Genomic DNA, 25,917 nt, shown 5'->3' on the forward strand with positions numbered 1-25,917 from the left:
AGGCCAGACCATGCTTCTACAGCAGAGCCGACACCGCGAACGGGCGTTACGCCCGTTTCGGCGCCAGTTCGACCGCCTGACGGATCGCCTCTTTCATGCTCAGCTCGTCAGCCACGCCTTTTCCGGCAATATCGAACGCTGTGCCGTGATCGACACTGGTGCGGATAATCGGAAGTCCGACGGTAATGTTCACCCCGGCTTCCAGGCCGAGCACCTTGACAGGGCCGTGTCCCTGATCGTGATACATCGCGACGACAATGTCGAAGTCTCCCCGCGTCGCGCGGAAAAAGAGGGTGTCTGCCGGGAGCGGTCCCACCGCGTCAATGCCCTCCTGCTGCGCCTGCCGCACCGCGGGCACCACTTTTTCCTCTTCTTCACCGTATCCGAACAACCCGTTTTCGCCCGCGTGCGGGTTGATTCCGCAAACGGCTATCTTCGGGGAGGAGATCCCCGCCTTCTTCAAGGTCTCATGAGCCATGACGATGACTTTGTAGACCCGCTCCGGCGTGATCATGTTCACCGCATCGATCAACCCCACGTGGGTGGTCACATGGATCACTCTCAGTTTGGGAGCGGACAGCATCATGGACACATCCTTGGTATTGGTCAGCTCCGCAAGTATTTCCGTGTGACCCGGGTAGATGTGCCCGCCCTTGTGCAGCGCTTCCTTGTTGAGCGGCGCCGTGCAGATGGCGTCGATCTCCCCGGATTTCGCCAGGTCGATCGCCTTTTCCAGGAAGCGAAACGCGGCGTCCCCGGCCTGGGCGGATACCTGTCCAAACGGCAGGTCTTCCGGCAGCAGATCAAGGTCGAGGCAGTCGATCACGCCGTGTTCGTACTTCGCCGTGCCCGCATCACTGACCCGGCTCACGGACAACCCGGCTCCCGTGATGCGGTTGGCGCGTTCCAACATTTTCGCGTCGCCGATGACAAGCGGCCGGCACATCTGATAGACAGCCGGATCTGCCAGCGCCTTTACAATAATTTCCGGACCGATCCCGGCGGCATCGCCCATCGTAATGCCTACAATCGGTTTACTCATGTTGCCGATCTCCTTTCAAAACATGTAACGCATGAAGCAGCGTGTGCCTGGTGCCAAAAGCTCCCGCCTTCGTAACGACAAACAGCGGATGTGCACCAACGATGCGGCTGAGCGGAATCCCCGGCTCAATCTCGTCCAGGAGCTGAATGCCGCTGACACCCAAGTGGCGGCATACGGCTTTTGCCGTGTCTCCTCCGGTGAGAATCAACCCCTGCAGGTCATGCCGGGCGGCAATGGCTGCGGCGGCGGTGCCCAGCGCATCCGCGATCCGGTTGGAGATGTCCGTGTCCGTCATCCCCCGAGCCTCTCCCAACGCCTTGGCCCCTTTTACATGGGCGGAGGTGGCAAGGGAATAGAACGCCGCATTCCGTCCGCTCTGGACCGCTTCCTCCAGCTCATGGACACACCGCTTTAGTTCCCGCTGCTGCTCGTCCTCCCCTGCCAGCAGGGCGAGGGGATTCAGTTCCACGCAAGCCACGTGCGGCTCTTCGCAAACGCGCCTCACCTGATCCTGTGTCGTTTGCGAGATGCTTCCCGCAACCAGCAGCACCGGTTTTCCGGACGGAGCAATCATCACCTTCGGCCGGAGGCGTCCCGCAAGCCCAAGCGTCACGGGAAGAGCATCGGCCAATCCCGCAGAGCCGGTCCACAAGATTCGTGCCCTGTACCCCGACATGATTGACGCAATCCGCTGCATGTCGCTGTCCGACTCGGCGTCGAAGACCATCACGTCCACGCCGTCCTGCCGCAGTCTGTCCACCTGTGCCCGAACGGCTTCCTCTCCCTCCCGCAGCACTGCCAGCGGGACCAGTCCCGTTTTCCGTTTGGATTGAGAGGCGATCAGCTTGAGGATGTCCGATTCGCTTACCGGGCATTTGGGATCGCGGGCCATCTCCGTCTGGTCGATCGGCGTCCCGTTGAGAAAGTGTCTCCCGCCTCTCGTCACACGGCCGATTTTGGGATATGCCGGGGCGACGACGGCGAAATCAAACGAAATCGTGTCCATCACCGCGTCAATTTCCGCCCCAAGATTGCCGCGCAGCGTCGAATCCAGTTTTTTGTAAACATGCTGGAACTCCAGTTCACGCAAATACTGCGCCGCTTGCCTCACCCTGGCGTACGCGTCTGACATCGGGAGGGAGCGGCTGTCCGTATCCATGACCGCGACGTCCGCATCGACGCACTCCGCAGCTGCGTTTTTCCAATCAAAAAGAACGCGTGTCTCCAAGCCCATCCGCGCAAACTTAACGCCTGAATCCGAGGCGCCTGTCAGATCGTCTGCGATGATGCCTATTTTTCTCATGACTGTTGCCTCGCCTTCTGTCCATGTTTCTCCCCTCCCGGGCTGTCTGGCCAAACCGTCCGCACATCATCGTCCGAGCCGCAGCGAAATAGCAGGACAGCCAGCCGGGAGCCTTTTTCTTCTGACGATCGAAGCGGAGCGTCCCGAGCCGCCTGCCGCGGGACCCTCCCTTCTTCTCGATGGCTCATCATTGAGCCGTGTTGCTGTTGACGCCGATCCGCTTCGCCCACCAAGCCGTTACGATCGGTGCCAGAATGGCGGTCACGATCACGCAGGAAGCAATCAGCGCCGTTGCCGACGGCACCAATGGTTCGTACACGGGATTGGCGGCAGCTACTGCGGCCGGCACACCCACGGCGTTACCCGCGGTGGTGGCTGCAGCCAAACCGGCAATGCCGTTGCCGCCGGTCAATTTGTCTGCGGCAAAAAGCACGATGCCGGTGATGGCGACCACCGCCACTCCCAACAATACCCCCAGCAGGCCGGCTTTCCACACATTCTGAAGATTCAGACCTGCGCCGAGCGCAAAGGCGAAGAACGGCACCAGTACCGGCACGGCTTTGCCCAGATAGTCGCGCATGTCTTTGTCGAGGTTGCCGAGGATCATGCCGACGACGAGCGGCAAAATGGCGCCGACCAGCGTTTCCCAGGGAAAGGCGGAAAGACCTGCCACACCCAGCGTCACCATCGTCAGGAACGGCCCCGACTCCAGACTCATGATCGAGTACGCCCCGACGTCTTCCTTTTTCCCGAACTGTCCCATCAGGGCCATGTACATGCCGCCATTCGTGTCGTTCATCGCGGCCACGATCGCCAATACGGACACTCCGGCAAAGAATCCACTTTCAATCATGCCTTCGCCGAGAAATTTCGCTGCGATAAAGCCAAGCACGACAGCCGTCCCCACTTTGGCAGCCAGCAGGGCACCGCCCTTTTTCGCGATATACGGCGTCGCCTTGAAGTCGATGGTCGCGCCCATGCACACATAGAAAACAGCCAGAATCGGGAGTGAGCCGGTCAAAAGCGCGCCTGTAAACGAACCAAACGTCTTCGCCGCCTCGGGAAACACGGTATTGATCACCGCACCGAGCAGCAGCGGAATGATCATCATCCCGCCCGGAATCCGTTCAATGGATGCTTTAATTTTCATGCGCAAGTGCCCCCTTTGATGTCATTGTTTAAAAATGAAACAATAACTATTTGAAATCGTTTTCAGTAGTCATTGTAAGACGAATCAAAGGGGAGATTCAATATTCAAACTGTTTATTTTTTCAACACATCTCCTAATTTTCTCCACAGCGTTGTTCGATTGATGCCCAATCGTTTGGCCGTGCGTGATTGATTCATGCCTTCTTCTTTCAGCACGTGCAGCAAAATTTGCCGTTCAATTTCTTCCCACGTTCCCTCCAAATTCAATTCGCCCAGGGGCAGCCCCGCGTTTCCGGCCCGTGTTTCCGCACTGTACCGCTGCCACGCTTCCTGCCATTCTTCCAGGCCCACATAGTGGCCCTCCGTCAGCAGCAGCATTTCTTCCACGACGTTTTGGAATTCTTTCAGGTTGCCGGGCCAGTCGTATTCGGCGAGCCGTTCAATTACCTCTTCCCTGATGCCGACGATGTGCTTGCCGTACGCCGAATTGTGATGGGCGATGAGCACACGCACCAATTCTCCTATGTCCTCTACGCGTTCCCGCAGCGGAGGAATGCGCAGTTGGCACTCGGCGAGCTGGTGGAGCAGATGAGAGGAAAAGCCGCCTCGTTTCGCGACCTGTCCGGGCGACAGGGGGGAGGAGGCAATCAGCCGCAGCCGCCCCCCTTTTTGCAGCTCGGCCGCCAACTGATCCTGCAGGCGAACAGGCAGCTTGTCCACTTCCTCCAGGTACAGGGTTCCTCCAGATGCGGTTGCAAGCAAACCTGGTTTTCCTTCCGTTCCGAACAGTTCTTCCGCCAGCCTCTCTTCCTCTGCGGATGAACAGCAGACGGAATAGAATCGGTGCCGGCCTTGTCTGCTCGCTGCGTGGATAGCCTGGGCAAAATGCATGCGGCCGCTGCCCATCTCCCCGGTGAGCCAGACGCTTTTGTTCGTCTGCGCGTATGTCTGGGCCCGCTTTACCGTTTTCGCAATCTCCCGGCTGGACCCGATCACCTGCGCAAACGCAGCCAGCCGCTCCGGCGTCTGTATCTCCCGGAATGGCTGTGGCGGCACGCCCTTGCTATCCTGCAGGTAGAGCATGAAAGCGGACGGCTCCTCCTTTGTGCGGGCAGCAATCCGGATATCGCACAAACGGCCTTGTATCGCCACGTGTTCCGCTGTGACCGTTGTGCCGTCCGGCTGGTCGGCGGAAAGCAGGGACGCAACTGCCGGCGGAATCGCGTCGGCATTGCCCAGCCACGCCTGCGCCGCCGGATTCGCGTACAGGATGTCGCCGTTCGCACGCACCGCCAGCACACCTGTCGTGTCGTGCTGCAGGAGTTCCTCGTAAAAGCGCGCCTTTTCCAGCCCCTTCATGTAGATATCGTGGACGTACACCAGCTCCGTCAACATCTCCTGGACGGACTCGCGGCCAGACGTGATGAGGATGCCGTGATAACCCATTTCCTGTGCGGTCCTCACCGTGACGACATCGCCCAGTACGATTTGCGCGCCCTGATTGGTCGCACGCTCCAGCGCGCCTCTGACTTCCGACTCATGGTGAACAGGGTAAACGGGTATTTCAAGGTTGAGCAGGCTGGAGACCGTCGCCGCCCCCTGGCAGATTCCCGGGAAGCCGATGATGGCCGGCTTGCTGTTGGAATCCTTGATCAATGTGAGCACACGCAGGATGTCGTATCCGGAGACGGGAATGTCCACGACCGGAATGGACACGTGCTTGCGGATGAGCTGAGCCGTTCCGCCGCGGCTGACAATCGCGTCATACCTTTGCTTCTCGGCCTGCAGCACAATGGGCAGAGCCTCTTCCAGATCAGCGATTTCCACATCCATCTCGATCCGGTCGTCTTCTTTTGCAATGTCCAGCAGCAAATCACGCAAGCCCGGGTACGGCGCGATGCCTTTTACCTTGATTTTCGCCATGTTCTTGCCCCCAATATGTTGCGAAATGAAACAGATATCGCTAAAATTATACAACTTTGGCCGGAAAAAGCAAAAGAACCGGAACACCCGTTGTCCGGGCTTCCGGTTCACGAGATTTCGTTCAAGGTTTCCCCAGGGTTCGGAACACCTGCTCCGCTTCCTGATCGCGCCGCTTTGTCTCTCCCGCCGCAGTCAACCGCAGGAAGCGGTCGTCCAGCAGTTCGGCCAGAACGGCCCGGCGCTGTGTCTCGTCCAGTCCGAGCGCGAGCACCCTGTCCCGCATCGCGCCCAAAAAGGCTGTGTATTCTGCGTACTCCGGACCGAACTGCTCCTCCAACTGCCGGCGCAGTTTTTTTGCCAGACCGGGGTTGTGTCCGCCCGTGGATATGGCGATCTGCAAGTCGCCCCGCTCCACCACGGACGGGACGGTAAACGTGCACAAGTCGGGGCGGTCCACAATGTTGACCCACTGGTGCGAGCCGCACGCCCGGTGAACGGCCAGATTGACGCCGGGATCGTCCGTGGCTGCGATCACCACGACCGCATCCCGCACGTCGTCAGGGTCAAACCGGCGGCGGTGCAGCGTAATGCGCCCCGCTTCCGCCCACGACTGGACTGTCGGCGTGCAGGCGGGACTGACGACCGTGACGACGGCTCCTGTGTTCAGCAGGCCGCCAATCTTTCGCTCCGCCACACGTCCTCCACCGACGACAAGACACTGTTTGTCCCGCAGATTCGCCATCATCGGGTAGAGCCGCACCCTGCCTCACTCCTCGAACCACTTGATCTTCTCCCGCAATTGTACCACGTCTCCGACCAGAATGATCGCGGGGTTGGAGATGCCAGGGTGGCGCTGGACTGTTTCCACGATGGTGGCCAGACTCCCGGTCACTGTCGCCTGCTCCGGCAGCGTCCCCCTGGCGATCACGGCGACGGGCGTGTCCGGCCGGCGTCCATGTTCCAGGAGCCGGGCACAAATCAGCGGCAGATTGGCAATCCCCATGTAAAAGGCGACTGTGTCCACGCCGCGTGCCAGCGCCCGCCACCTTTCCTCCTCCTCTGCCGATTTGCCGCCGCTCAAGTGCCCGGTCACCATGGCAAAGGAAGAGCCGTGCTCCCGATGCGTGACCGGGATGCCGGCGTAGGCGGGAGCGGCGATGCCGGCCGTAACGCCGGGAACGATTTCAAACGGAACGCCTCTTTGCGCCAAATGCTCCGCTTCTTCACCAACCCGGCCAAACACGCACGGATCACCGCCCTTGAGCCGGACGACCGTTTTGCCCTCCAACGCCTTTTCCGCCAGCAGCTCGTTGATCGCCTCCTGCCGCATCGTGTGGTTGCGCGGCAGTTTGCCGCAGTAGATGCGTTCGGCGTCTTCCCGGACGTGCTCCAGCAGCGCCGGATTGGCCAACCGGTCGTAGATGACCACATCCGCCGCGCGCAAACACTCCAGCCCTTTGACGGTGATCAGCTTGGAATCGCCCGGGCCCGCACCGACAAGGTACACCTTGCCGCGCTGCGTCATCGATTGCTCACCCCTGCCGACTCAAATGTCGCCATCTCCCGAATCATCCGGGTGGCCGCCTCCACGATCGGAAACGCCACCGCCGCCCCGCTTCCTTCGCCCAGCCTGAGGCCCAGGTCGATCAGCGGCTCCATGCCCAGTGCCCGGAGCGCGTGGAGATGACCCGGTTCCTGGGAGCGGTGGCCCGCAATCAGGTATTCAGCCGCTCCCGGATTGAGACGGACGGCCAGCAGTGCCGCCACCGTGGAGATGAAGCCGTCCACCAGCACGGGGATGCGGCGTGCCGCGGCTCCGAGCACGGCTCCTGCCATGGCGCCGATTTCCAGACCGCCTACTTTGGCCAGCGCCTCCAGCGGCCGATCCGGGTCGGGGCGATGCCGGTCGAGGGCCTGTTTGACGACTGCTTTTTTCCGCTCCCACGCCGCGTCGTCGACACCTGTCCCACGGCCCACCAATTCGTCCGGCTGCGCACCGGTAAGCGCCGCCAGCAGGGCGCTGCTGGCCGTAGTGTTTCCGATTCCCATCTCACCGATGATCAACAGCTTTGCTCCCTCGTCGATGATCGCTTCGGCGCTCTCCAGGCCGACTCGGATGGCACGCTCCGCCTCATCCAGGGTCATGGCCTCCTCCCGCAGCATGTTGCCGGTGCCGGGCCTGATTTTTTTTCGCCACACACCAGGCACTTCCACATCGGCAGCCACCCCCACGTCCACCACGTGCAGCAGAGCTCCGATCTGGCGGGAAAAGACGTTGATCGCCGCTCCCCCGGCCGCGAAGTTGGCGACCATCTGGACAGTCACTTCCTGCGGATAAGCGGAGACTCCTTCGGCGGCCACGCCGTGGTCGGCGGCAAAGACCAGCACGCCGGGCGGCGTTACGGAAGGAAGCGCGTTACCCGTCATCGCCGCCAGCCGGACAGCCAGCTCTTCCAGCCGGCCCAGGCTGCCCAGCGGTTTTGTCAGCTGATCCACGCGGCGTCTGGCCTCGATCGCAGCCGCTTCGTTCAGCGGTTCTATTTTTCCATACGGTTGTGTCCTGTTTGTGTTCATTTTCCCACCCCATTTTCCTGAAACGCTCTCATCTGCTCCTCGATCAGATCCAGCCGCACGTGTCGCCTGACGCAGTCGGCCAGCAGGTCGAAGCCGCGCTCCCGCAGCGCGACAAATGACGGCCGTTCGCCAAGCGGCGCCAGTCCCTTCCGTGCGCGCAGCTCATCGAGCAGCATCCAGCGGAATTCATCGTTGTGAAACAATCCGTGCAGATACGTGCCGAGCACCCGCCGCTTGGGATCATAAAACCCCTCGGCGCGATCGGCAAGCCGGATGAACGGAGCCGCCCCGTCGGCAAATACGGAACGCCCCATGTGGATTTCGTATCCCTCCAGCCGAATCCGCCTGCCTGCAAATGACGCTTCGCCGCTGCTCTGAACGGTGATCTTGCGCCGCTCCAGCGTGGTCGTCATCGGGATCAAGCCCATGCCTTCCACCGATTGACGCGGTGATTCCACCCCGTCCGGGTCGTTGATCGTCCGGCCCAGCATCTGATAGCCGCCGCACAGGCCGACCAGATACGAGCGTCCTGCGTCATGCACCGCGAGAATTGCCCGCTCCAAACCCGTCTTACGCAGGAACAAGAGGTCTTCCAGCGTGTTCTTGCTGCCGGGGAGCAGAATCAGATCGGGCTGCCCCAGCTCTTCCGGCCGGGAGACATAGCGCACGGTGCAGTCCGGCTCGACGAAAAACGGATCGGCGTCGGTAAAGTTGGAAATGCGCGGATAGCGGATCACGGCGACATCAATCTCCCGGGCCGTTTCCGTTTGCCCCTGGTAGCGGTGCAGGATGAGCGAATCCTCCGCGTCGATCCACAGGTCGGGAATGAACGGAACGACGCCCAGCACCGGTTTGCCCGTATACTGTTCAAACCAGTCCAACCCCGGCTTGAGCAGGGACAAATCGCCGCGAAACCGGTTGATGATCACGCCGATCACCCGCTCCCGATCCTGCGGCTCCAGCAATTGCAGCGTACCTACCAGGCTGGCGAAGACGCCGCCCCGTTCGATGTCGGCCACCAGGATGACCGGCGCGTTGGCGAGGCGAGCCACCCGCATGTTGACCAATTCCCGATCGTTCAGGTTGACCTCGGCCGGACTGCCCGCTCCCTCGATCACGATCCGCTCGTACGCAGCAGCCAGCCGGCCGTACGCTTCCCGGATCACGCGCAGTCCCTCCTCAAAAAAATCGCTGCGGTAGGCGAGCGCCTTCATGTTGGCGTACGGTTCGCCATTGACCACAATCTGCGATTCCGCGTCCCTGGTCGGCTTGATCAGGATCGGATTCATGTCGGTGGTGGCGACGATGCCGGCCGCCTCCGCCTGCACGCCCTGCGCCCGTCCGATCTCCTTGCCGTCCAGGGTGACGTAGGAGTTGAGCGCCATGTTTTGCGATTTGAAAGGAGCTGTCTTGTAGCCGTCCTGGGCAAAGATGCGGCAAAAGGCCGTCGCCAGCACGCTCTTCCCGGCGTCAGAACTGGTTCCCTGAATCATTAGCGGCAATGCCTTAGCCACGCGCCTTCACCTCCCGACACCGCTCCACCCAGCGCTTGGGCAGGGCGGGGTTGGAAGCGAAGTGCAGATGGGTGTAGCCGGCCACCAGATTGCCGCGGGCGTACCCCTCCGGTTTCGTGCCGCGCAGTCCCTTTGTCTGATACGCGTACGGCATCGTGTGTTCAGGCGCAAACGTGGAGTAGTGAAACTCGTGCCCATGGACGAGTTCGTCCGGGCCGATCAGGAAGTTTTCCGCTGTCCCCCGCACCTCCCGGTAGCCGAGCGCGGCCAGCCGTTTCTGCATCGTCACCGCGCCGGGGATGATTCCGGCCATCGGGTAGGTGTGTCCGTCCGTCGTCACGATCGCATCGGTCAGGTACATGAATCCGCCGCACTCCGCCAGCGTCGGCAGTCCATCGCGCACAGCCCGGCGGATCGACTCCAACACCGTCCGGCTGCGCGACAGCTCGGCGGCAAACTCCTCGGGAAACCCGCCGCCGATATAGAGGCCGTCCGCCTCCTGCGGCACGGGCTCGCCAGCCAGCGGGGAGAAAGAGAGAAGTTCCGCTCCGTTTGCCTCCAGCAGCTCCAGGTTTTCCGGATAGTAAAAGTGGAATGCCGCGTCCCTGGCGACGGCGATCTTCACCCGCTTCTCTTTGGGAACAGCGGGGACGGGAGCAAACAGCTTCCGCTCCGCAGAAAACGGTTCTGCCTGCGCCAGCTCCCAGACGCGGTCTACATCCACAGACTCCGCCACCCGTTCGGCCAGACGGTCAAACAGCGGCTGCAGTTCGCCCCGTTCCACCGACGGCACCAGGCCGAGATGGCGTTCGGGGATTTCCAGGCCGTCCTCCCGCCTGAGGTAGCCCACGACCGGCACGCCGCACTCCTGCTCGACGGCAGCCTTGATGATCTGATAGTGCCCCTCGCTGCCCGCTTTGTTGGCGATCACGCCGACGATCTTCACCTGCGGGTTGAGCATTTGAAAGCCCTTGACGATGGCTGCCGCGCTGCGGGCCATGCTCTGGCAGTTGACCACCAGCAGCACGGGCGATGCCGTCAGCAGGCTGATTTCCGCCGTGCTGCCCCGGTCGCTGGTCGGCTCCTTACCGTCGTACATGCCCATCACGCCCTCGATCACGGCGATGTCCGCCCCTTCCGAACCACGGGCAAAAATCTCCCGGACGGTGTCGTGCGGCAGCATCCAACTGTCCAGGTTTCGCGACACCCTTCCTGTCACTGCCGTGTGGTAGGTTGGGTCGATGTAATCCGGGCCGCACTTGAACCCCTGGACGACGTACCCTTTTTTCTTCAAGGCCGCCATCAGGCCGATGGTGACGGTCGTCTTGCCGGCACCGCTGCCCGTTCCGGCGATCACGATCCGGCGGTCGTTGGCACGCATGGACGTCCCTCCTCGCCGTACGGCATCAGTCCCACAGATATGGTGACGTTGCCCGATTTTTTCTTGGTCAGCACCAGTTTCTCCACGCCCGCGTACAGCTTGGCCGCCGGTTCGCTCACCCCGTACGCGCCGGTGTACTTGAACACCGTGTCCGACGGCTCCTCCATCGGCACGCGGTTCAGCTCATCCGGCGCATACCAGACAAACGGCCAGCCGTATTTTTCACACACGGCGATCAGACCTGCTTCATCCTTTTTCAAGTCGATCGTGGCCACCGCCTTGACGCTCTTCACGGAGAATTGCAGCTCCTCCAGCGTTTCCTTGATCACCGCCTCGATCTCTTCCGCCGACGTGCCGCGGTTGCAGCCGATGCCGAGCACAATCACCTTGGGCCGGTACAGGACCCCGTTGTCCAAAATGGCTTGTTCCTCGCGGGTAAGCAGACGGTGCGTCACCACCAGCGCCGCTTGCGGCCGGTCAGCCAGCGCATCCGGTATGGTCTCGTACACCCGAATGTTGGGGGGCATCGGCGTGTCGTGCATCCACCAGTTCCGCTCCCCCGACTCCTGCACTACGGCGACGCGTTCCTCATTGACCACGGAGGCGCTGACCGGGGTTAGCTTATCTGCGGACTCCCACTCCCAGCCAAAACGGCGGCCAAACAGGTCGACAGGTATCGTCTTCTGCACGTCGGAGGCGGTCGTGATCACCGGCCGCGCTCCCATCACCGCTGCCACTTCCCGCGCCAGTTCGTTGGCGCCGCCGAGGTGTCCGGACAGCACGCTGATCACATGTTCTCCCTTGTCGTCGATCACCACCACACCGGGATCGGTCTTTTTGTCCGTCAATAGCGGTGCGATCATTCGCACGACGGCACCGAGCGAGATAATCACGATCAGTCCCTTGTAGGCCGGCCAAAGCGCGGGAAACAGCAGGCGCACGCTGCCGGAAAACAGCTGGATGCCCTTTGCTTCCTCGTCGCCCTTGGCAAACTTGCTCATGTAGTAGAGATCCGTCCCCGGAAACGATGCGTAGAGCCGGCGCGCCATCTCCACACCGTGCTTGGTGATGGCGATGATCGCGTACTCCCCTTTCTGCCGGATGGCGGGAATCTCTCCTTCCGTCAATTCGATGATCATCCCTCTGTCACACCTTTTCTGTACCCATGGGTAAAGGATTTGTCGTACAGCCTGGAGCGGTGCTGCCTGCTCTTTTCGTGTAGCGACGGGTCAAGCGCCCGGCCGGCCAGAATCATCGCGTGCGAGCGAATGCCGTGCTTGGCCATCTCTTCGTCCAGATCTTTCAGCGTGGTGCGGACGATCACCTGGTCCGGCCAGCTTGCCCGCTGCACCACCGCCACCGGTGTATCTTCGCTCCAGCCAGCTTCCGTCAGCTCGCGGACCACTTTTTTCGTCAGGGTGGCGCTCAAAAACAGGGCGATCGTGCAGTGATGCTCCGCCAGCGCACGCAGCTTTTCCCGTTCCGGCACCGGAGTGCGCCCCTCCGCTCGGGTGAGGATCAGCGTCTGCGTCAGCTCGGGGATGGTCAATTCCGCCCCCAGCGCCGCCGCCGCGGCAAAGACGGAGCTGACGCCCGGCACGATCTCCACGTCTATGCCCGCCTGTTTCAGGAGAGCGATCTGCTCCATCGTCGCGCCGTAGACGGACGGGTCGCCGGTGTGCAGTCGGACCACTGTTTTCCCCTGGCGGACGCGGTCGACCATCAAGTCCACCATTTCTTCCAGTGCCATGCCGGAGCTTTGCAGGATTTCCGCGCCCGGCTTGGCCTTAGCCGCCAGTTCGCCGCTGACGAGCGAGTCGGTGTAGAGGACGACATCCGCCTGCTGCAGCAGTTTCAGCCCTTTTACGGTAATCAGATCGGGATCGCCAGGACCCGCTCCCACGATGTACAGTTTCATGTCCTTTTCACCACCATCAGTGTAAGGTAACCAAGCTCTGCCCGCTCCAGCTCGCGGACGTCCGTCCACACCATTTCTTCGGCGGAGGTCACTTTCGTGGCGACGGCCGCCTTGTCGACGAGATCCAGCTCGCGCAGCAGCTCGATGATCATCGGCAGCACCTTGGCCACCTTCAAAAAGACGACGCAGTCGTGCGAAAGCAGCGCCTGTCGCATCGCCTCCCGGTCGTCCGTGGCCGGAATGATGCCGATCTGCTCATCGCCGTCCGCAAGCGGCAGGCCGAGCCGGGAAGCGGCGCCGAGAAACGAGGAGACGCCCGGCACGGAGACGATCCGCACCTCGGGATGTGCCGCCTGCATCACCCGCATCATGTGAATAAACGTGCTGTAAAACAGCGGATCGCCCTCGGTGACAAAGGCGACGTCCTTGCCTTGGCGCAGCCGCTCCCAGACAATCTTCACTGTGTTGGCCCACTCCCGCTCCAGCACGTCCTTGTCCTTGGTCATCGGAAAGACCAGTCCGAGCATCTCCTTGCCGTCCGAAGGCTTGACGTACAACTCGGCAATCTGGTGGGCGTAGCTTTTGCTGCCCATCCGCTTTTTCGGGTAGGCGACCACCGGCGCCTGCTGCAGCAGGCGAAATGCCTTGACCGTAATCAGCTCCGGATCGCCGGGGCCGACGCCGATGCCGTACAGGGTTCCAATCCCGCTCATGCGCTGTCTCCTCCTCTCTGTCTCCACTCCTGCTTGGCCCAGGCAGTGATGATGTAGACGGGGTTGAGCCCCTCGAACCGGGTCATGTTCAGGATTGGCTTGCTGCGCGACAGCTGCGTCAGCGTCACCGCCGTCTCAAAGTGTTCCTCCGCAAACGCCTGCAGCGCCGAGTACAGCGTCTCGATCGTGGCCGCATTGACGACGATCCGGCCGTTTGGCCTCAAGCGGCTGCAGCATACGCGCAAAAGCTCACGCAGTTCGCCGCCGCTGCCGCCGATAAAAACCGCGTCCGGATCGGGAAACTGCTCCAGGCCCTCCGGCGCTCTGGCGTGCAAGACGGTGAAATCGGTGCGGAACCTGGCCATGTTCTGGCGGCAGTTTTCCAAATCATCCGCGTTTTTTTCCACCGCGTACACCTCGCCTTCCCGGGCGATCCGCGCCGCTTCAATCGCCACCGAACCGGTGCAGGTGCCGATGTCCCAGACGACGCTTTTGGCGTGAAGCTGCATCTGCGCCAGGCTGAGTATGCGCACTTCCTTTTTCGTAATCAGCCCTTTGTCCGGCTTGCGCTGGGCAAACGCTTCGTCGGCGATGCCGAGCGGCCAGACAGGACTCTCCCGCCGCCTGCGCAGGATCACCACGTTCAGGTCGGAAAAGGTGCCCTCCGCCATCTCCTCCAGCGTGTACCAGCCGCTCCGCTCTTCCTGGCTGCCCAGGTTTTCGCCTACAAACGCGTCGTACTCGGTCATGCCAAACGAAAGCAGGTAGCGGGCGATGGCGGCGGGATTGTTCTGGCGATCGGTCAAAAGGGCCACCTTGTCCCTGCCGTCGATCCGCTGCGCCAGTCCCTTCATGCTGCGCCCGTGCACGCTGGCAAAGTAGGCATCCTGCCACGATTCGCCCATTCTGGCAAAGGCGAGCTGAATCGAGCTGAGATGCGGGTAAATTTCCACGTGCAGCTTTTTGGCCAGCAGGCTGCCAACGCCGTAAAACAGCGGATCGCCCGAGGCGAGGATTACCGTTTTCCGCTTCTCCTCGCGCAACCGGTCCGCCAGCGCCATCAGGCCTCCCTTCAGCACCAGCTTTTCGCCCGTGTACTCGGGAAAAAAGGAGAGGTGCCGTTCTCCCCCGACCAACAGTTCGCTCTCCATGATCCATGTGCGGTACAACGGCAGCAAGCTCTGCTGTCCGTCGTCCCCGATTCCGATCACCTTAATCGCCTGTGTCATTCACTGTCACCCTTCCCAACAGGGACCCTTTCATCGTAATCAACACAGTCTCAATCTCCATGCCGCCGCCCACTTCCTTCAGGCCGGCGCGGCAGCAGCTTTCGCACAGCTTGTCAAAAAAAGCGGGGCAATCCGCCATCAAGTCGCCCACCTGTGCTGCTGTATTGGCTTCTTTCGCCTGCCGCACCAGCTCGTCGGGCGCCCCCGCCTCGGCCGCAAGCCCGGCGAGAAAATCAAAATTGACCGGCGCGCTCTTGGAATGAACCATCATCACCCCTTGGGCCACTTTGGAGAACTTCCCCATCATCCCGACCAGGGTTACCTTTTTCACCTGCTTACGCTTGCACTGCTGCAGGGAAAACCCGACAAAATCCCCCATCTCGATGAATGCTTCCTCCGGCAGTTCGGGGTACAGCTGCATGCCGAACTGCTCGCTTTTGCCGCCGGTGGACAGCACGAGGTGCGCGCATCCCGCCTCGCGGGCCACGTTGATCGCCTGAGCGATGCTGGCCTTGTAGGCGGCAGTGGAAAAGGGGACGACAATGCCGCGCGTGCCGAGAATGGAAATGCCGCCGACGATGCCGAGCCGCCCGTTCATCGTCTTTTTCGCGATCTCCTCTCCGGCGGGCACGGAAATAACCACGCGCACGCCCCGCTCCACGCCGTACTCTCCCAGCACGGACTGAACCGCCTCTCGAATCATTTTCCGGGGGACAGGGTTGATCGCCGCCTCGCCGACCGGCACCGGCAGTCCCGGCTTGGTCACCCGGCCCACGCCGACGCCGCCGTCCAGCTCCATGCCTGGCTCGTCCCGCCAGGTGACCGTGCTGAGGATCAAGGCGCCGTGAGTCGCATCGGGGTCGTCTCCGCCATCCTTGATGATGCCCGCTGTCGCCTCGTCGGCAGTCCACTCGCAGCTCTCCAGTTGAAACGTCACATCCATGCCGGCCGGCAGGGGAATGGTGGCCTGCGTCTGCCGCTTTTGGGTGATCAGGGCGGTGAGAGCCGCCTTGGTCGCCGCAGCCGCGCACGCGCCCGTGGTGTAGCCGTGGCGGAGCGGTTTGGCTTCCTTTTCTTCCGTCGCCGCTTTTGCCGCCATGACCTATCCCAACCGTTCCGCCATCAGCGAGAGTGCGTTGACCGCCGCCACGGTGACCGGACTGCCGCCCTTGCGCCCGATGTTGGTGATGAACGGCACGTCCAGTTTGGCCAGCTCTTCCTTTGATTCGGCGGCGGAGACGAATCCGACCGGCATACCGATGATGAGGCCCGGTTTGGCCTCTCCTTCCTTCACCAGGCGGATCAGCTCCAACAATGCGGTCGGCGCGTTGCCGATGGCGAAAATGCCGCCCTCCGCCTCCTTGACCGCCTTGCGCATGGAGATGATCGCCCGCGTCGTGTTGAGCCGCTTCGCCTCTTCCATGACGTCCTTGTCGGAGATGTACACTTTCACCTGACCGCCGAACTTTTCGATCCGTTGTTTGCTGATCCCCACCTGCACCATCTGCACGTCGGCCACAACGATTTTGCCGCTGCGGATGGCTTCAATGCCCGCGCGGACGGCGTCCGGGTGAAAGACCAGGCTGCGTCCCAGCTCAAAGTCGGCAGAAGCGTGAATCACGCGCTGCACCACCGGGAACTGCTCCTCGGTAAACGGATGCTCTCCCAGCTCCTTCGTAATGATCTGAAAACTCTTGTCCTCGATCTCCTGCGGCTGCACCGTCAGCGGTCTAAACTCCGTGCGAAAGTCCATGTCGCGCTCCTCCCTTTCTTTGCAGGCAGCTTTCGATCTCGTCAGCGGGCCCGTCCCGCGAAAGCGGCCCCGGATCCCGGGGCCCGGGGCTGTTTATCCCACGGCAGGGACAGCCAATTCCCGCAGCTGCCCGATGACGCCGTCAAAATCGGTATACGCAGTGCCGTACTCAATCTGCGGCCGGGCGATCACAATCGTCTCGATGCCCATTTCCAGGGCCGCTTCCACTTTTTCGTCAAACGCGCCTGCGCGGCCGCTCTCCTTGGTGATCATCAGCGTCACGCCGTAATGGTTGTAGAGCGCCTTGTTCAGTTCCTTGGAAAACGGCCCCTGCATGGCGACGATGTTCTTTTGCTCGATGCCCAGTTCCTCGCACTTCTGCATGTTGTCCACGCGCGGCAGCATCCGGGCGACCAGCGTCGTGTCCGGCAGGCCGAGCAGCCGGTCGGTGAAAATCTTCAGCGTCTTGCTGCCGGTCGTCAGCATGATCACGCCGCGTTTCTGCGCCGCCACTTCGGCCGCCTCGACGTAATCCTTCACCACGGTGATGTTGTCATGTCCGGGTGAGGCGACGCTTTCCCGCTCGTAGCGAATGTAGGGGACACCCGCCTCCCTGGCGCCGGCCATGGCGTTTTTCGACGCTTCTTCCGCGTAGGGGTGGCTTGCGTCCACCACGGCCTGCACGCCTTTGGCTGTAATCAACCGGCAAATGTCCTCCGCGTTCAGACGGCCCACCTGCACCGGCAAACCGGCTTCGGCCATGCTTTTGGCAGCGTTCTCCGTCACGACGGTGGTCAACAGGTCGTATCCCGCCGCCATGATCCGCAGGGCCAACTCCCGTGCGTCGCTGGTTCCGGCCAATACGAGAATCATCGCTCGTCCCTCCTACTTCGCCCCCTGCGGCATGTGCTCGTGATGGTGGTCATGGCTGCCGCCGCGGCTGTGGTCATGATCGTGGCTGTGGTCATGATCGTGACTGTGGCCGTGATGATGCCCGTGGCCATGATCGTGGTCGTGATGATGGTGGTGATGATGGCCGATGTGCTCCATCGCCGCCAGCCTGTACTGGCAGGTGTCACAGTTCAGCCTTACTTCGCCGTGCAGCGCCTCTTCCACCCGCTCTTTCAGCACCGCCTTGAGCAGCGGGTGGTAGCCGAAATATTCCGCCAGGGTAAAGCGGACTTCGGGATAACGCGCGCGAAAGTGCCCCAATTGATCCGCCATCCGCTTGATCAGCACGCCGGTAAACAGAAAGTACGGCAGTACCACCACGTGGCGCGCCCCCAGCTTGACACAGCGCTCCACCCCTTCTTCGTACAGGGGAAAGGTGACGCCCATGAAGGCCGTCTCCACCCATTTCGCCCGCCATCGCTCCCAGAACAGGCGGGACATCTTGTAGATGTCACTGTTGGCGTCCGGATCGCTGCTGCCCCGGCCGATGACCAGCACGGCCAGCTCCTCGTCATCCGCCCCGGAGGCGAATCCGGCTTCCGCCATGCGCGCCGCCAATATGTCCAGCACCTGCTCGTGGACGCCAATCGGCCGCCCGTAGATAAATTGCACGTGCGGATGCTTTTCCTTCGCCTCGTCGATGGCCGCCGGAATGTGAATCTTGGCGTGGCCGGCGGAAAACAGGATGATCGGGATGACCGCCACCCGGGTCGCCCCTCGCTTCACACAGGTGTCCAGTCCTTGCAGCACGTCCGGCTGTTCAAACTCCAGAAAACACGTTTCGATGATGGGTATGTCCAACTCCGGGGCCAACGCGGCCACAAACTGCCTGACTTCTTCGTTTCCCTCGGGGTCCTTGCTCCCGTGGCCGACAAACAACACCGCGTCCATGTCTCGTCCTCCTTATTCGCCCGCGGGCACGCTCCAGACCGGCGAGCAGACTCAATCCCCGCAGACGGCGTTTTCAATCTTTGGCGCAGGCATCTCCTGCCAGACAAATCCCTCAATCTCACCGACGCGCTGAAAAAACTTGTGAAACCGTTCGTTCGGGAAGGCATCCCGCTTGTACCGCGCCACAATCCGCTCAATCAGCGGCACGATCTCCTCAGGCTCAATGCCCTCCGCCACCGGTATGCCGGCGTGAGCGCTGCGCCCCACCGTTTTGGCGCCGAGGAACAGGTCAACCTTTCCCTTGCGAAAGACGATGCCGATGTCTTCCTTGACTGCGCCGTAGCAGGCCATGCCGCAGCCGTTGACCCCGATCTTCAGTTCCTTGGGCATCGTCTGGCCGCCCAGCTTTTGCTGAAGCTCCTCTGCGTAGGGAATCCCGTCCTTTTTCTCCCCGTCGCAGAAGTCGCACGCCTTCACCTGTACCACGTCACCGGTCGGCATCAGCAGCAGCCCCAGCTGGCGCAGGCGTTCTGTCACCGTATTGGGATCGGCGGTCGGGACGCGCAGGATGATCTGGTGATGCGGCGTGTATTCGATTTCCCCTTTTTCTCCTGCCAGTTCGGCCAGCGCGAGCATCTGCCGAGGCGTAAACTTCTTGTTTGCCACCCCCGGGCTGACTGCGCACTCGAAAATCATTTCGGGCACAAACCCGCTGGGGGGCCTGCCAGCTGGCGGAGCAGCGGTTGCCGCTCCCTCGTCCCCATGAAGCGCAGCAAGTGCCTGCATCGCCCAGTCGTACGGCGTCCGCACGGCGTCAGGCTGCTCTCGCTGACCGGCCGACATGTCCGCGACAGCCGCGGCTGACTCCTCCGCGGCAGGAGATGGCGCCGCCTGAACCAGGCCGCTGCCTGCCTGTGCTTCCAGCGACCACGGCTCGTTTTCCACCCGCAGTCGCTGGTGCGGCTTCAGCGCCTGTTCGTCCGACGACAGCGTATACTTGCGCTGATAGCCGCGCGGGGTAATCATCAGCCCGTCGTAGACAAAGGTGGAGGAATTGCCGATGATGACCGTCGTCAGCATGCCGATGTCGTGCTCCAGCATCTTGCCCAGCGTGGTCAGCTCGATCCGCTGCCGCTCTCGATAGGCGCTTTTGACGATGCCGACCGGGGTGTCGGGCGAGCGGTACTTGAGCAGGATGCGCTGCGCCTCCACGATTTGGCGCGTCCGCCGTCCGCTGCGCGGGTTGTACAAGGCGATGACGAAATCTGCCTGTCCCGCTGCGTCGATACGCTTGGCGATCCGTTCCCACGGCGTCAGGTGGTCGCTCAGGCTGATGGTGCAGGCGTCGTGCATGATCGGTGCCCCAAGCAGAGCCCCGCAGGAGTTGATTGCAGAGATGCCCGGGATCACCTCCACCTCCACACCGCCCTCCCGCGACCAGCCCTGCTCCACCAGCACTTCGTAGATCAGCCCGGCCATGCCGTACACGCCCGCGTCGCCGCTGGAGATCACCGCCACTGTTTTGCCTGCTTCCGCCTGCCGGACGGCTTCCCGCGCCCGGCTCACTTCTTCGGTCATGCCGGTGCTGACGATCTCCTGATCGGTCAAGAGGCCGCAGATCAAGTCCACATAGGTGGTGTACCCGATGATCACGTCACTTTCCTCGATCGCTTCCCTGGCCCGCTTGGTAATGTGTTCGAAACTGCCCGGCCCGAAGCCGACGACAAACAATTTTCCGCTCATGAGGAGCCTCCTTTCCATAACGGTCCCTATGGGCCCGTGCTCACCGAAATCGCGAAGGCCGCCGCCATGCAGAAGACAAGCCCCAGGACCGACACCAGCTTCATCAGCCGGACCGCCGCAGCGATGTCGTCCGGGCGGAGCGGCCGGAGAGGATTGCCCAGCTTGGCCCGGTTGGACGGCACGCCCTGGTAGTAGTTGAGTCCGCCAAGCTGCACGCCGAGCGCGCCCGCCACGCCCGCTTCCGGCAGCCCGCTGTTGGGGCTGGGGTGCAGCCTGGCGTCGCGCCGGATTACCGCCCAGCACTGGCGCCAGTCCAGCCGTATCAGCCAACTGACGGCGACGAGCAAAAGGGCGGTCAGGCGGGCGGGCAGGTAATTGAGCAAATCGTCAAACCGCGCCGACGCCCAGCCGAGATTGCGGTACTTCTCGTTCTTGTAGCCGACCATCGAGTCCAGGGTATTGGCCGCCCGATAGGCCATCGCCAGCGGCGCGCCGCCCAGCGCGGCGTACACCAGCGGAGAGATGATCGCGTCGACGATGTTCTCCGCCACGGTCTCCACCGCCCCCCGGCAAATTTCCGATTCATCCAGCTGCTCCGTGTCCCGGCCGACGACCATGGAGAGCGACTGGCGGGCCGCCGCCCAATCACCTCTTTGCAGGTGGTGAAAAATCTCCATGCCGGCGTCGGCCAAGCCTTTGGTGGCAATGGTGGTGGAAATCAGCCAGACTTCCAGAGCGATGGCCAGCCAGGGATGGACCCATCCCGCCGCGTACAGCAGTGCCCAGGTGACGACAAGGCTGCCGCCTGCAATCAACAGCGGGAACAAAATACCGGCCGCTTTCAGGTGCTCTTCCCGCTTGACCAGCGCGCGCAGCAGCCGCTCCAGCCCCATGATGCACCAGCCTATTCCGACCACCGGATGCGGCAGACTGCGCGGATCGCCCACCACCCGGTCTATCCCGTACGCTGCCAGCAATATCAATGCCTCGTTCATCTCGTCCCTCTCTTTGTTTCCACACGCGGTGGTTCCGTTCTATTACCCATGCGGGAGGCAGGAATGGGCTTTTTTTCCCGCAAATCGCCGCTCTGCGGTAGGGCTCACAAGCTGCTCTGCATGGAAACATGCTTCTCGCCCGATGCAGAAGGATTGTCTTCCATCCGTGCCGCCGTCCAGCGGCGTCCGTCCCACTTAGCGACGATAACGCCGCCGTGGCCCACGCCGTCCACCTGCCAGTAGCGGCGGGGATCGTTTTCCACCCAGGCCGCCTGAAACCAGCGGATAACACCGCCGTGGGTCACCAGACAGACGGTATCGTCCATGGAAACAGACCTCATCAGCTGCATCAGCCAGCGATCCACCCGCTCCCCCAACTGGGTCAGGGTTTCCCCGCCCGGCGGCGCACAGTCAAACGGATTGTCGTACCAGCGGCGGGCGAGTTCGCCGTCCCGTGCCATCAGCTCGTCATAGGTGAGCCGCTCCCACGCGCCAAACGACAGCTCGCGCAGGGCGGGCACGGCGCGGGGCCCCAGTCCCCAGACAGCTGCCAGCCGTTCCGCCGTTTGCCGGCAGCGGAGCAAATCGCTGGTGTAAAGCGCCGCCGGGCGTTCCGAAGCGAGCATCCGGGCTGCCTGCTCCGCCTGGGCGCAGCCGTGTTCGTTCAGCGGCACATCGCTGTGTCCCAGGTAGCGGCCGGTGCGGTTCTCCTCCGTCTGTCCGTGTCTCACCCAGATCCACCTCACGGCCACCAGCTCCCGATCAGGATGAGCAGAATCACGGCTTCGGCGCTCTCGATCAGGGCGCCGTAGCAGTCGCCGGTCAGGCCGCCCAGCTTGCCGGCGACCGAGCGGGCAAACAGCAGGCTGATGACGAGCGACAGCACGACAGCCGTCACCGCCCGGATGTCGGCAAGCCACCAGCCCAACGCCAGCACAAAAAGATAACCGGCGCCGATGTGGAAAGGACGGAGCGCCTCGCCGATGCTTTTGCCGACGCCCTTTTCTCCGGTGACGTACGGCCAGCAGCGGATCGCCAGCAGCACATGCGTGCGTGCGGCGGCGGGCACCAGCAGCAGACAGGCGGCAAGCTGCCGATGGTCGAGCTCGGCCAGCGCCGCCGTCTTGACCAGAAGCAGCACAATCGCCGCCAGCACCCCCATCGCTCCGGTCCGGCTGTCTTTCATGATCGCCAGCATCTGTTCCCGCGGCCGGCTGCTGCCCAGACCGTCGGCCAGGTCCATCCAGCCGTCCAGATGCAGTCCGCCGGTGATGTAGACCCAGCAGGCCATCGTCAACACGGCAGCAGTCAGCGGCGCAAACGCCCACAAGGCCGCCTGATGCACCCCACACAGCACGAGGCCGATCACCAGTCCGACAGCCGGGTACCAGACGACGCTCTTCTTCCAGGCCTCTTCCGACGGGCGCAGCCAGGGAACAGGGATGCGGGTAAAAAACGACAGTGCATGAAAAAACGCGTTCATCCTTTTATCCTCCAGGGAATGCCTGCCAAAACGGCATAGACCGTATCAGCCCGGCTGGCGGCCAGCTGGTTGACGTCGCCCAGCACGTCGGCAAACCAGCGGCCCAGCTTGGTCATCGCGACGCCGCCCAGACCCACCTCGCTGGTCACGGCGATAACGGTACGGCCGTCGCTGCAGGCTTCATCCAGCCACTGCTCCGCTTCCTCCAGGAGCGCCCGCCCGATTGCTTCGTCCCGCCAGGACGCTTCCGGCACACTCATCAGCCGTGTGCTGACCCACGTCGACAGGCAGTCCAACAGCACCACCGGATACCTCTTCAGTTGCGGCAGGGTCACAGCCAGGGTGCCATCTGTTTCGGCCAGTCCCCAATTGCGGGGCCGCCGCGCCCGATGCCGCTCAATCCGTTGCTTCATTTCCTCGTCCCATGCCTGGCCGGTGGCCACGTACAAGACGGGGCCTCCCGCCTGTGCAGCCAGTTTTTCGGCGAAGCGGCTCTTCCCCGAGCGGACGCCTCCGGTAACGACGATCAGGCTCAGCGCCGCTCCCTCCTTTCACGCCAGACGTCCCGCAAGGCCGTCAACAGGCGGTCGTTTTCCGGCCGGGTGCGGACTGCGATGCGAAAATCACCGGGCGTCAAGCCGGGGTACATGGCACAACTGCGAATCAAGATGCCCCGTCTGCCCAGCAGCTCCTGCAGTTCCGCCGCCGTTATCTGAGCCGGACAGCGCACGAGCAGAAAGTTGGCTTCGCCCGGCCAGACGCGCCAGCCCAGTTCCTGCGCGATGGCACCGGACAGATAGGAACGCTCTTTGGCAATCAGCCGTCTGGTTTTCGCTTCGTAGTCCGCTTCCTCCAGGCAAAGCTCCCCGGCCGCAAGCGCCAGACTGTTGACGCTCCAGCTGACCTGCTTTTCCCGCAGCCGCTCAATCAGCGCGGGCACGGCGACGGCGTAGCCGAGGCGCAGCCCGGGAATGGCGAACATCTTCGTCAGCGAGCGCATCACCAGCACGCGCGGAAACCGGGAAAGCTGGTCTGCCAGCGTAAACTGACGCTCCTCCGCGACAAAGTCGAGAAACGCCTCGTCGATCACCAGATGCGTGTCTGTCCTGTCGGTCCAGCCGGCCATCCGCAGCAGTTCTTCCGGTTCATACAAGAGGCCGGTCGGGTTGTTGGGAGAACCGACAAAGACAAGGTCTGCCTGTTCAAACAGCCGGTCCAGCTCCGCCTCGTCCGGCTTGAAGCCGCGATCTTCCCGCCCCGGGCAGGTCAGCACGCGGGCGCCGAACTGCCTGGAAAGTTGGGCATATTCGGAAAAACAAGGCGTGACGATGCCGACCGTCTGCGGCTTCAGTGCGAGGATCGCCAGGGCCATCGCCTCGGCCGCCCCGTTGGTCGGCAGAAGCCACGATGCCGGCAGGTTCAGCTTTGCCGCCAATGCGCTGCGAAACGACCGGTGCCCCGGATCGGGATAGTGAACCACCCGAGGCAGCACCTCCCGCAGTCCTTCCAGCACGCGGGCAGGCGGGCCCAGCGGGTTGATGTTGGCGCTGAAATCGACAAATTGCCCGACTTCCACACCGAAGCGCTCCGCCGCCGTAACCAGATCGCCGCCGTGACCGAACACCTCCAACACGGCGGTCATCAATACTCCACCCCCAGCACGGCGGGGATGCCTTCGTCATAGTAGTGCTTGACCGCTTTCATCTCCGTTACCAGATCGGCAATCGCGATGATTTCCGGCCGCGCGTCCCGTCCCGTAATCACCAGATGCACGTGGCTCGGCCTGTTTTTGATCGTGTCCACTACATCGTCCAGCGGCAGCACGTCCGCTACGGGAAAACGATCAATCGCCAGCGCGTTGTTCAATTCGTCGAGAATCACCATGTCGTATTCGCCGCCCAATACCTGCTCCTTGGCGTATCGCCACGCTTCCCGCAGAGCGGCGCGGTGCTCCTCGGGCGTTTTCGTCCAGGTAAAGCCGATGCCTTTTTGCACCATCTCGATGCCCAACCGGTCAAAGACGATTTTTTCCCCGTAGGTGCGTTCCGGCGACTTGATAAACTGTACCACCAACACACGCTTGCCGCGGCCGGTCGCCCGTACGGCCAGCCCCAGCGCCGCCGTTGTCTTCCCTTTTCCGTCCCCGGTGTACACCAGGACCAGTCCTCGCTTGTTGTCGGATTTGTTCATCGACCATTTCCTCCCCCTCTGGCCGGCCAACCAGGGACGCGATGCCAAACGGTCCGCCCCTTGTGCCAGCTCATCTACCGTTCACGGTGTCTTTTCAGATACAATTAAAAAACGCTTTGCTTTCCTCGAAAACCAAAGGAAGCAAAGCGTCGACACGACGTCCACGACAATCCTCACCTTTTCCTTTGACCCGAAGGAAATCAGTGCTCACGCAAAACAGGCAGGTCTCCTGGCTTGAGGATCGCCGCTTTCCTTCTCCTTCCCACTCCCGCTGGAGCAGTGGATGGCTGTCGCCGCGAAGGAAAACTCCCCTCTTACAGTGGCGGGACCGCGTTGGATTTTCACCAAACTTCCCTTTTAACTTCACCCGCCCGGAAGCGTCCGCGCAGGTGAAGACCTGTTTGCCGTATGCAGTTGTCGGTGCCGCACATGACCGGCACTTGTCTCCATCATAACAAAAGTGGCCGTGGATAGGAAGGAAAAAGCGAGCGGGCAATGGGCTGACTTTTAATCGACGGGCGCCATCGAGCCATCTGGATTCAAAATTTCTTCTGCTCTGGTTCCATTCACATTGGAGTAAACATGCAGATTGCGATTGGGGCCTTGAAGGTAAGCGATGGTGTACAGGTAGACTCGTTCATCTTTCCAGCCGATGAAGAAGGCGGCTCCTACTTTTCCGCTGCGAATCCCCTCTTGATCAATGACATGGTCGGGCACAGAGGACTGGTAATCCTCCTCGGTGAAAAAGCGGTACAGCCAGAATTCATCACAGCCGTTTTCGAGATCCCCCTAGTCATCCACGAGAACGTACCTGTCACCGAACAGTGCGGCGACTTCTTGTTTGGTTGAGCCGATTGTTACGTTGTCTTTTATCCTGGCAACGGTTTGCAGCACTTCTTCTTCACGGACCGTCTGTCTTTCGGGTGGGAGTACGAAGATTCTGTCAAATAAATCAAAGGGATAACAGGCGACCAGGATCGCGGCCATGACTGCGGGAATCAGATATAGGTACGTTTTTCCTTGCAAAATGGTTTGTCCCCCTTCGTTCTTTGAACAGCAGCGAAAACACGTCACGCTTGCATTTACCTTCTACCAATATTTACTATAATATTATATTGCTGGAATTTATTGAACCCGCCCGAACCAATCAGGCCTGATCTGATAA

Annotated in this window: 26 protein-coding genes and 1 riboswitch; all 26 genes read right to left on the minus strand. The window is 61.9% G+C overall.

Annotation, left to right across the window (positions count from 1 at the left end):
- Positions 1-46 precede the first annotated feature (46 nt).
- Entirely contained in the window at positions 47-1,042 is a 996-nt protein-coding gene (gene pdxA / locus KDN35_RS05465; RefSeq protein ID WP_171565826.1) for a 4-hydroxythreonine-4-phosphate dehydrogenase PdxA, read from the minus strand.
- On the minus strand, positions 1,035-2,345 hold the full coding sequence (locus KDN35_RS05470; RefSeq protein ID WP_212132316.1) for a four-carbon acid sugar kinase family protein: 1,311 nt from the start codon (positions 2,343-2,345) through the stop codon (positions 1,035-1,037). The genes pdxA and KDN35_RS05470 overlap by 8 nt, the downstream gene beginning before the upstream one ends.
- A 187-nt stretch (positions 2,346-2,532) precedes the next feature.
- Positions 2,533-3,495 (minus strand): 2-keto-3-deoxygluconate permease, encoded by a 963-nt coding sequence (locus KDN35_RS05475; RefSeq protein ID WP_212132317.1) that lies wholly within the window; start codon positions 3,493-3,495, stop codon positions 2,533-2,535.
- 113 nt (positions 3,496-3,608) lie between these two features.
- Positions 3,609-5,417: a sigma-54-dependent Fis family transcriptional regulator gene (locus KDN35_RS05480; RefSeq protein ID WP_212132318.1), complete on the minus strand. Its 1,809-nt coding sequence runs from the start codon at positions 5,415-5,417 to the stop codon at positions 3,609-3,611.
- Positions 5,418-5,538: 121 nt separating this feature from the next.
- Positions 5,539-6,177 carry a precorrin-2 dehydrogenase/sirohydrochlorin ferrochelatase family protein gene (locus KDN35_RS05485; protein WP_212132319.1) on the minus strand — a complete coding sequence of 213 codons (639 nt, stop codon included), beginning with the start codon at positions 6,175-6,177 and terminating at the stop codon, positions 5,539-5,541.
- A 6-nt stretch (positions 6,178-6,183) separates the two neighbouring features.
- A complete protein-coding gene (gene cobA / locus KDN35_RS05490; RefSeq protein WP_171565830.1) occupies positions 6,184-6,942 on the minus strand; it encodes a uroporphyrinogen-III C-methyltransferase in 759 nt (252 codons plus the stop codon).
- The gene (gene cobT, locus KDN35_RS05495; RefSeq protein ID WP_171565831.1) at positions 6,939-7,991 is read right to left on the minus strand and encodes a nicotinate-nucleotide--dimethylbenzimidazole phosphoribosyltransferase; all 1,053 of its coding nucleotides are present in this window, start codon (positions 7,989-7,991) and stop codon (positions 6,939-6,941) included. The genes cobA and cobT overlap by 4 nt, the downstream gene beginning before the upstream one ends.
- Positions 7,988-9,505, minus strand: a complete 1,518-nt coding sequence (locus KDN35_RS05500; protein ID WP_212132320.1) for a cobyric acid synthase — start codon at positions 9,503-9,505, stop codon at positions 7,988-7,990. Before KDN35_RS05500 ends, cobT begins: the two co-directional genes overlap by 4 nt.
- A complete protein-coding gene (locus tag KDN35_RS05505; RefSeq protein WP_212132321.1) occupies positions 9,498-10,886 on the minus strand; it encodes a cobyrinic acid a,c-diamide synthase CobB in 1,389 nt (462 codons plus the stop codon). Before KDN35_RS05505 ends, KDN35_RS05500 begins: the two co-directional genes overlap by 8 nt.
- Positions 10,859-12,025 carry a cobalt-precorrin 5A hydrolase gene (locus KDN35_RS05510; protein WP_171565834.1) on the minus strand — a complete coding sequence of 389 codons (1,167 nt, stop codon included), beginning with the start codon at positions 12,023-12,025 and terminating at the stop codon, positions 10,859-10,861. Before KDN35_RS05510 ends, KDN35_RS05505 begins: the two co-directional genes overlap by 28 nt.
- Positions 12,022-12,804, minus strand: coding sequence for a precorrin-4 C(11)-methyltransferase (gene cobM / locus KDN35_RS05515; RefSeq protein WP_171565835.1), 783 nt, complete (start codon positions 12,802-12,804; stop codon positions 12,022-12,024). The genes KDN35_RS05510 and cobM overlap by 4 nt, the downstream gene beginning before the upstream one ends.
- Positions 12,801-13,517, minus strand: coding sequence for a precorrin-2 C(20)-methyltransferase (gene cobI, locus KDN35_RS05520; RefSeq protein WP_212132322.1), 717 nt, complete (start codon positions 13,515-13,517; stop codon positions 12,801-12,803). Before cobI ends, cobM begins: the two co-directional genes overlap by 4 nt.
- A complete protein-coding gene (gene cbiE, locus KDN35_RS05525) occupies positions 13,514-14,746 on the minus strand; it encodes a precorrin-6y C5,15-methyltransferase (decarboxylating) subunit CbiE (RefSeq protein WP_212132323.1) in 1,233 nt (410 codons plus the stop codon). The genes cobI and cbiE overlap by 4 nt, the downstream gene beginning before the upstream one ends.
- Complete coding sequence (locus KDN35_RS05530; protein WP_212132324.1) at positions 14,730-15,845, minus strand: cobalt-precorrin-5B (C(1))-methyltransferase; 1,116 nt, start codon at positions 15,843-15,845, stop codon at positions 14,730-14,732. Before KDN35_RS05530 ends, cbiE begins: the two co-directional genes overlap by 17 nt.
- Before the next feature lie 3 nt (positions 15,846-15,848).
- On the minus strand, positions 15,849-16,499 hold the full coding sequence (locus KDN35_RS05535; RefSeq protein ID WP_212132325.1) for a precorrin-8X methylmutase: 651 nt from the start codon (positions 16,497-16,499) through the stop codon (positions 15,849-15,851).
- A 93-nt stretch (positions 16,500-16,592) separates the two neighbouring features.
- Positions 16,593-17,372, minus strand: a complete 780-nt coding sequence (gene cobK, locus KDN35_RS05540; RefSeq protein WP_212132326.1) for a precorrin-6A reductase — start codon at positions 17,370-17,372, stop codon at positions 16,593-16,595.
- A gap of 12 nt (positions 17,373-17,384) precedes the next feature.
- Positions 17,385-18,341 carry a sirohydrochlorin chelatase gene (locus KDN35_RS05545; protein ID WP_171565841.1) on the minus strand — a complete coding sequence of 319 codons (957 nt, stop codon included), beginning with the start codon at positions 18,339-18,341 and terminating at the stop codon, positions 17,385-17,387.
- Between the two features lie 51 nt (positions 18,342-18,392).
- The gene (gene cobJ, locus KDN35_RS05550; protein ID WP_171565842.1) at positions 18,393-20,084 is read right to left on the minus strand and encodes a precorrin-3B C(17)-methyltransferase; all 1,692 of its coding nucleotides are present in this window, start codon (positions 20,082-20,084) and stop codon (positions 18,393-18,395) included.
- Between the two features lie 26 nt (positions 20,085-20,110).
- Positions 20,111-21,079: an adenosylcobinamide-phosphate synthase CbiB gene (gene cbiB / locus KDN35_RS05555; RefSeq protein ID WP_171565843.1), complete on the minus strand. Its 969-nt coding sequence runs from the start codon at positions 21,077-21,079 to the stop codon at positions 20,111-20,113.
- Between the two features lie 104 nt (positions 21,080-21,183).
- Entirely contained in the window at positions 21,184-21,825 is a 642-nt protein-coding gene (locus KDN35_RS05560; protein ID WP_171565844.1) for a histidine phosphatase family protein, read from the minus strand.
- Positions 21,822-22,562 carry an adenosylcobinamide-GDP ribazoletransferase gene (gene cobS, locus KDN35_RS05565; RefSeq protein ID WP_212132327.1) on the minus strand — a complete coding sequence of 247 codons (741 nt, stop codon included), beginning with the start codon at positions 22,560-22,562 and terminating at the stop codon, positions 21,822-21,824. The genes KDN35_RS05560 and cobS overlap by 4 nt, the downstream gene beginning before the upstream one ends.
- Complete coding sequence (gene cobU, locus KDN35_RS05570; protein ID WP_171565871.1) at positions 22,559-23,098, minus strand: bifunctional adenosylcobinamide kinase/adenosylcobinamide-phosphate guanylyltransferase; 540 nt, start codon at positions 23,096-23,098, stop codon at positions 22,559-22,561. Before cobU ends, cobS begins: the two co-directional genes overlap by 4 nt.
- Complete coding sequence (gene cobD / locus KDN35_RS05575) at positions 23,095-24,204, minus strand: threonine-phosphate decarboxylase CobD (protein ID WP_171565846.1); 1,110 nt, start codon at positions 24,202-24,204, stop codon at positions 23,095-23,097. Before cobD ends, cobU begins: the two co-directional genes overlap by 4 nt.
- Positions 24,204-24,752, minus strand: coding sequence for a cob(I)yrinic acid a,c-diamide adenosyltransferase (gene cobO / locus KDN35_RS05580; RefSeq protein WP_171565847.1), 549 nt, complete (start codon positions 24,750-24,752; stop codon positions 24,204-24,206). Before cobO ends, cobD begins: the two co-directional genes overlap by 1 nt.
- A gap of 202 nt (positions 24,753-24,954) precedes the next feature.
- Positions 24,955-25,168: riboswitch (cobalamin riboswitch) on the minus strand.
- 91 nt (positions 25,169-25,259) lie between these two features.
- Positions 25,260-25,469: a hypothetical protein gene (locus KDN35_RS05585; protein ID WP_212132328.1), complete on the minus strand. Its 210-nt coding sequence runs from the start codon at positions 25,467-25,469 to the stop codon at positions 25,260-25,262.
- A 72-nt stretch (positions 25,470-25,541) separates the two neighbouring features.
- Entirely contained in the window at positions 25,542-25,739 is a 198-nt protein-coding gene (locus KDN35_RS05590) for a hypothetical protein (protein WP_212132329.1), read from the minus strand.
- Between the last annotated feature and the right edge of the window lie 178 nt (positions 25,740-25,917).

The sequence above is a fragment of the Brevibacillus sp. NL20B1 genome, from assembly GCF_018195675.1.
Classification (GTDB): Bacteria; Bacillota; Bacilli; order Brevibacillales; family Brevibacillaceae; genus Brevibacillus; species Brevibacillus aydinogluensis.

Bases quoted from the DNA above. Each gene is read 5' to 3' on its own strand.
- pdxA (WP_171565826.1), bottom strand. From the start codon at position 1,042: ATGAGTAAACCGATTGTAGGCATTACGATGGGCGATGCCGCCGGGATC.
- KDN35_RS05470 (WP_212132316.1), bottom strand. From the start codon at position 2,345: ATGAGAAAAATAGGCATCATCGCAGACGATCTGACAGGCGCCTCGGAT.
- KDN35_RS05475 (WP_212132317.1), bottom strand. From the start codon at position 3,495: ATGAAAATTAAAGCATCCATTGAACGGATTCCGGGCGGGATGATGATC.
- KDN35_RS05480 (WP_212132318.1), bottom strand. From the start codon at position 5,417: ATGGCGAAAATCAAGGTAAAAGGCATCGCGCCGTACCCGGGCTTGCGT.
- cobA (WP_171565830.1), bottom strand. From the start codon at position 6,942: ATGACGCAGCGCGGCAAGGTGTACCTTGTCGGTGCGGGCCCGGGCGAT.
- cobT (WP_171565831.1), bottom strand. From the start codon at position 7,991: ATGAACACAAACAGGACACAACCGTATGGAAAAATAGAACCGCTGAAC.
- KDN35_RS05505 (WP_212132321.1), bottom strand. From the start codon at position 10,886: ATGCGTGCCAACGACCGCCGGATCGTGATCGCCGGAACGGGCAGCGGT.
- KDN35_RS05510 (WP_171565834.1), bottom strand. From the start codon at position 12,025: ATGATCATCGAATTGACGGAAGGAGAGATTCCCGCCATCCGGCAGAAA.
- cobM (WP_171565835.1), bottom strand. From the start codon at position 12,804: ATGAAACTGTACATCGTGGGAGCGGGTCCTGGCGATCCCGATCTGATT.
- cobI (WP_212132322.1), bottom strand. From the start codon at position 13,517: ATGAGCGGGATTGGAACCCTGTACGGCATCGGCGTCGGCCCCGGCGAT.
- cbiE (WP_212132323.1), bottom strand. From the start codon at position 14,746: ATGACACAGGCGATTAAGGTGATCGGAATCGGGGACGACGGACAGCAG.
- KDN35_RS05530 (WP_212132324.1), bottom strand. From the start codon at position 15,845: ATGGCGGCAAAAGCGGCGACGGAAGAAAAGGAAGCCAAACCGCTCCGC.
- KDN35_RS05535 (WP_212132325.1), bottom strand. From the start codon at position 16,499: ATGGACTTTCGCACGGAGTTTAGACCGCTGACGGTGCAGCCGCAGGAG.
- cobK (WP_212132326.1), bottom strand. From the start codon at position 17,372: ATGATTCTCGTATTGGCCGGAACCAGCGACGCACGGGAGTTGGCCCTG.
- KDN35_RS05545 (WP_171565841.1), bottom strand. From the start codon at position 18,341: ATGGACGCGGTGTTGTTTGTCGGCCACGGGAGCAAGGACCCCGAGGGA.
- cobJ (WP_171565842.1), bottom strand. From the start codon at position 20,084: ATGAGCGGAAAATTGTTTGTCGTCGGCTTCGGGCCGGGCAGTTTCGAA.
- cbiB (WP_171565843.1), bottom strand. From the start codon at position 21,079: ATGAACGAGGCATTGATATTGCTGGCAGCGTACGGGATAGACCGGGTG.
- cobS (WP_212132327.1), bottom strand. From the start codon at position 22,562: ATGAACGCGTTTTTTCATGCACTGTCGTTTTTTACCCGCATCCCTGTT.
- cobD (WP_171565846.1), bottom strand. From the start codon at position 24,204: ATGACCGCCGTGTTGGAGGTGTTCGGTCACGGCGGCGATCTGGTTACG.
- cobO (WP_171565847.1), bottom strand. From the start codon at position 24,752: ATGAACAAATCCGACAACAAGCGAGGACTGGTCCTGGTGTACACCGGG.
- KDN35_RS05590 (WP_212132329.1), bottom strand. From the start codon at position 25,739: ATGGCCGCGATCCTGGTCGCCTGTTATCCCTTTGATTTATTTGACAGA.